Origin of the sequence: Marilutibacter aestuarii, from assembly GCF_006546775.1 — a bacterium.
GTDB lineage: Bacteria > Pseudomonadota > Gammaproteobacteria > Xanthomonadales > Xanthomonadaceae > Marilutibacter > Marilutibacter aestuarii.
Genome location: NZ_VICE01000047.1, coordinates 1 through 5,353 on the forward strand (window position 1 = coordinate 1; position 5,353 = coordinate 5,353).

Here is a 5,353-nt window from a genome sequence, read left to right on the forward strand (position 1 = left end):
CGCCGGCGCAGAACGACCGGCCCACCGCCCTGCCCCCGCCCGGCCAGCCCGTCGCCCGACCGGCGGCAATCAGCTTCTTGCCCACCTCGGTGCCGCAGGGCTCGTTGGTGATCGGCCTGGCCGATCCCAGTGCCCACGTCGAGTACCAGGGGCGCGTGCTGAAGGTCTCCGGCGACGGCCGCTTCGTGCTCGGCGTCGGCCGCGACGCGAGCGGCCCGGTGGAGGTCAGCATCCACGTGGGTGACCGCACGCCGCTGGTGCACCGCATTGCCGTCACCCCCCGCGACTGGCCGGTGGAGAACGTCAACGGCGTGCCGCCCAGGACCGTGGACCCGCCCAGGGCCATCGCCGAGCGCATCGCGCGGGAACAGGCCGAGGTGACCCGGGCCCGCACCCGCGATGACGACCGCGACGATTTTGGCCAGTCGTTCATCTGGCCGGTGCAGGGCCGCATCAGCGGTCGCTTCGGCAACCAGCGCGTCTACAACGGCACGCCGAAGTCACCGCATTCGGGCATGGACATCGCCGCCGCGAACGGCACCCCGGTCAAGGCGCCCGCCGCCGGCGTGGTGACCTACGCCAACCCCGACATGTACCTGACCGGTGGCACCGTGCTCCTGGACCACGGCCATGGCGTCAGCTCGAACTTCCTGCACCTCTCGCGTCTCGACGTGGAGGTCGGCGACCGCGTCGAACAGGGCGAGGTCATCGGCGCCGTCGGCGCGACCGGGCGCGCGACCGGGCCGCATCTGCATTGGGGGATGAATTGGTTCGACATCCGAGTGGATCCCCTCTTACTGGTCGAGCACCAGCGCTGAAGGTTTGCTCCTGAAGCTGTCCGATCGATTGACTGCCCTCACGCGCGGCGGCGCGTTGGGCGCCCACTTCGCTCAAGGAATCCCCTTGCGCGGTTCAACACTCGCGTGGACCCGCTCTTGCTGGTCGAGCACCAACGCTGAAGGTTCGCTCCCGAAGCTGTCCGATGGATTGGCTGCCCTCACGCGCGGCGGCGCGCTGCGCGCCCACTTCGCTCAAGGAATCACCTTGCGCGGTTCGATACTCGCGTGGACCCGCTCTTGCTGGTCGAGCACCAACGCTGAAGGTTTGCTCTTGAAGCTGTCCTATGGATTGACTGCCCTCACGCGCGGCGGCGCGTTGGGCGCCCACTTCGCTCAAGGAATCCCCTTGCGCGGTTCAACACTCGCGTGGACCCGTTGCTGCTGGTCGAGCACCAACGCTGAATCGTTCGATCCGTAGGATGGGTCGAGCCGCAGGCGATACGCATCATCGACTGGCCACCCCCAAGCGATGATGGGTTGTGCTTCGCGCAACCCATCCTACGCAGCCGCGAGCCTGCACTGCGCGGGGCCGTTCGCTCCAGGCCGGGAAGATGGGGCTGCAATCAAAGGCAAGGGCAAAGGCTGGATCCCAGCGTTCGCTGGGATGACGGACGAATATTCCCTATTCCCCATTCCCCATTCCCAAATCAAGCCCCCGACCAGTCCTCCGCCTGCATCAGCCGGCCCAGCGGCTGGTGCGACGGCGAGCGGGAGAGGTCGCCCGGGCTGACGCCCTTGGGGTTGACCACGCGAACCGGCAGGACGGCGTCGCCCACGGCCAGCAGGCCCTCGGGCACCGGCTCCGGCGCGCCCAGGCGCTCGCGCACGGCGCGGGCCGAGGCCTCCAGCGACGCTGCATCCAGGCCGCCGCGGGCCTCGCCGACCTGCAGTGCGCCTTCGGGTGGGAACACCGCGTTGGCCAGCGCCTTGCGCGGGCCGAGAAGCGCGCGGATCTCCTCGATCAGCTTGGGCACGTCCACGTCCCAGGGCTGCGACGTGTCCGGCGGCGGCGCGACGACGATCCGGGGCGCCAGGCGCCCCACGGGCTCGGCATCGCATTCGGCGAAACACCGATAGACGTACTCGCTGCACACCATTTGCTGCGCGTCGTCGGACAGCAGCATGTCGAAGGCCACGCGCAGCACGCCGCGCAGCCAGGTCGGCAGGTCCTCGAACACGCGATTACGCAGGGCCACGATCACCCCGACCACGGCCAGCTCGTTGGTCGCGTAAGGCAGGCCCAGCAGGCTCTCGCCGTGCGCGATGACCCGGTCGCGATCCTCCCGCGCCAGCGGCACTTCCTCGGGCGAAACCGGACGAAAGGCATCGACGAGGTAGTAGCGGTCTGTCGCGGCGACCTTCTCGTGCACTTCACCGCGGACGATGCCCCGGGTGACGGACTCCATGAGGCCGCCATCGTCGGTGACGATGGCCGCGTGGCTGTAGATGTCGTTGCAGGTCCAGGCGATCAACGCCGACAGCTCGCTGCGCCCGCGCAGCAGCAGGACATCGCCGCTGCGAAGGCTGTCGATGGAGGTCAGCGGCTGCAAGGGCATGCGGGTCTTGTCATCCATAGGGCGGTCTCCTGGGTGGCTGGGTCCGGGAAGCGGCGTCAGCGCGGGGGAGCGCTCGCCGCCTGCAGCAACGAGCGGACATGGCCCGTCACCTGGTCGCGCCCCGCCGACTTGCTGGCGTACAGCGCGGCATCGGCGCGTTCGAGGAGCGCTTCGGCGGTCTCGCCTGGCAGCAACTGCGCCACGCCCAGGCTGAGGGTGACCTCCAGCTGCAGGTCGTCGGTGGCGACCGGTCGGCAATTGACGGCCGATCGCAGGTTCTCGGCAACACCGATCGCTTCCTTGAGCGCGGTGTCGGGCAGGATGACGATCATTTCGTCGCCCCCGTAGCGGCCGATCTGGTCATAGGTGCGCAGGCGGTTGCGGGTGCGCATCGCCACCAGCTTCAGGCATTCGTCGCCCGCGCGGTGGCCATGCTGGTCGTTGATGCGCTTGAAGTTGTCGATGTCGAAGAACACGACCGAGAGCGGTGCGCCGGAGTCATGCGCCTCGGCGACGGCATTGCGCAGGTGCGACTCGATGACGGGCCGCGAGTTCGCGCCCGTCAGGGCATCGTAGGACGCCATGTGGCTGGCGTGGTCGCGGTCGCGGCGAAGCTGGTGCATCTTGCCGGTCAGCCCGATGGTGACGATGAGCCCCGACAGCATGAAGCCCGCGGGATACACATAGTCCAGCCACGGCGGCATGCCGATCATCTCCAGGCGCACCGCCGCGCGCAGGGCCACCAGCAACACCAGCGGCATCATCGCGAACACCAGCAGCAGCGCGCCGTTCTGGCGCTTGCCGACGGCGACGCCCATGGCCCAGATCACCGCGGCGATCGCCACCAGCACCACCGTGTTGGCGAGCGTGGGGATCAGGCCCGAGACACTGAAGATGCTCCAGCCGATCAAGGCCAGCGCGGCGAGGCTGCAGACCGTCAGCACGCGGTTGATGCGGGGCTGGCGGTTCACCAGGTCCAGGTAATAGGCCATGAAGCTGTTGCTGCTGATGAAGGCAGCCAGCGCGAAGATCCGGCTGGCCCTCAGGTCCTGCCCCATCAGCGCAGACAACGACTCGAAGGCGCGCAGGTCACCTCCGGTCGTCACCAGGTACAGGACCTGGCCGAACAGCGCCAGCATCAGGTAGAGGTAACTGCGCTCGCCGATGCCCACCCAGAAGCCGAAGACCAGCACCGCCAGCACGAGGGTCGTGGAGAGCACGCCCACCCGCCAGCCGACGTAGGTGAGGTCCTTGCGGTGCGCTTCGCGGACGCCCTCGACCGTCAGCGCGATGCGCATGGGGGTGACGCACTCGAGGCGGAGGTAGACCGATTCGCCGCGCGCCAGGCCGTCCGGGAGCGGGATGAAGTGGCCGCGGGTGGAGTGGCTGAGGTCGGCGTCCGGGCCGACCAGGTTCAACCTCACCGGGAGCGCATCGCCGGGGCGCCAGGCCTGCACGGCGTTCATGTACGGAAAATTCAGTACCAGGGTCTGTCCGGGGCGCGGTGCGAGCGGTTCGCGCGCGGTGACGCGCCACCAGGAAACCCCGCGCCTGCTTTCGACGATCGCGGCCTGGCCGCGCGACGGCGGAACCCCGGCGAAATCCGCATCCAGCGCACCCGACACCACCTGTGCCGGTACCGGGTCTTCGCCCAAACGGGCCACGTCGAAGACCTGCGCGTCCGCCCAGGCGGACACGGTCATCAAGAGCAGCAGGACCGTGGTGTGCCACGCACGACGCAATTCGCTTCCCCCCGGACGCCCCCCCTGCCTGGCGAAATCGCACGGCAGCGTCGTCCGAGCATAGCCCATCGTCCGGAGCTGTTGTTCAGGTTTCGCTAACCGCGGCGCTGCCCGCGACGCGGCCAGCCAGGCGTCAGTCGACGGCCGGCCCCTGCCCGCTGATACGCGCCACCGCGTCGTGGGGGTGCAGGCTTTCGTAGTGCTCGACCTCGGCGTCGAAATGCTCCACGTGCGGATCGTGGGCCAGGACCGAGGCCACGCGCCGGGCGGCATCCTCGCAGAACATCAGGTTGGCCGCGTTCAGCGCCGCGAAGGCCTGCTCGTCCTCGCGCTTGACCGCGGTCTGCACCGGCGTGCCCAGGGCCTGTTCGAGGGCATCGATCAGGTTCGCCAGCGGAAGCTCCTCGAACTGCGGCCGCAACTGGATGCGGACCGAGGCCCGGCTGCGCTGCGCGTGCGGTGTCGCGGCCAGGCCACGCTCGGAGGCGAGCCAGTCCCCGACCACGCCGACCGAGATCGGGCGCGCATCGGCGAAGTCGGCGTTGAAGCGCTCGGCATTGAGCTGGCGCGACAGCGCCGCGGAGGCCGGACAGGTGCTGGAGTATTCGACCGAGAACGCCAGGCCCAGGCGCAGGTGGCCGTCGACGAGGTGTGCATCGATCTCCACCGGGTAGCGCTTCCAGCCGGCATTGCCGGACGCCAGCGCCGGACGCAGGAGCATCTGGTCGTGCCGGATCACCAGCCGTGCCGACGTCGACAGGCCCTTCTGCGACGCCACCAGGGACTGCAGGATGCGCCGCAGCCCGGCCGGGGTCACGATCTCGCTGGCGAAGGCGTCCTGCAGGTGCAGGTACAGCCGCGACATGTGGATGCCACGGGCGTCGGGATCCTTCAGGTTGACGCCGACGTCGACCGAGGCCGCGACCTGGATCGGTTCCCCGCCGGCAGCGGCCACGCGCAGCGGCAGGGCGATGTTGGCCATGCCTACCCAGTCGAGCGGACGCGCCTCGGCGGCGGCCTCGTGGGCGACGTCGGGCAGGTGCCGGGCGGAAGCGGAAGCGGGTTTCATGGCAGGAGACATGGGGGCGGCGTCGCCAAGGGCAACTCAGCGTGGGGTGCGCCTATTCTACCGACCGCGGGGCGCGGGGCCCGAATACGGGCAGAACGCTCAGTTCCGAGGCCCGCGGCGCGCCGCCCGCCAGCCCAGCAGGACCGC

At 69.5% G+C, this 5,353-nt stretch carries 4 protein-coding genes; 1 reads left to right on the top strand and 3 read right to left on the bottom strand.

Going from position 1 to position 5,353, the window contains the following annotated elements; all coding sequences use genetic code 11:
* Window positions 1-29 precede the first annotated feature (29 nt).
* Complete coding sequence (locus FKV25_RS04745) at window positions 30-818, top strand: M23 family metallopeptidase (RefSeq protein ID WP_246071922.1); 789 nt, start codon at window positions 30-32, stop codon at window positions 816-818.
* Between the two features lie 668 nt (window positions 819-1,486).
* Here FKV25_RS04745 and FKV25_RS04750 read toward each other — a convergent pair.
* The 3 genes from FKV25_RS04750 to folE2 form a co-directional block, all read right to left on the bottom strand.
* Window positions 1,487-2,413, bottom strand: coding sequence for a hypothetical protein (locus FKV25_RS04750; RefSeq protein ID WP_141517655.1), 927 nt, complete (start codon window positions 2,411-2,413; stop codon window positions 1,487-1,489).
* A 38-nt stretch (window positions 2,414-2,451) separates the two neighbouring features.
* Window positions 2,452-4,137: a GGDEF domain-containing protein gene (locus tag FKV25_RS04755; protein WP_170218536.1), complete on the bottom strand. Its 1,686-nt coding sequence runs from the start codon at window positions 4,135-4,137 to the stop codon at window positions 2,452-2,454.
* A gap of 133 nt (window positions 4,138-4,270) precedes the next feature.
* Complete coding sequence (gene folE2, locus FKV25_RS04760; protein WP_141517657.1) at window positions 4,271-5,206, bottom strand: GTP cyclohydrolase FolE2; 936 nt, start codon at window positions 5,204-5,206, stop codon at window positions 4,271-4,273.
* Between the last annotated feature and the right edge of the window lie 147 nt (window positions 5,207-5,353).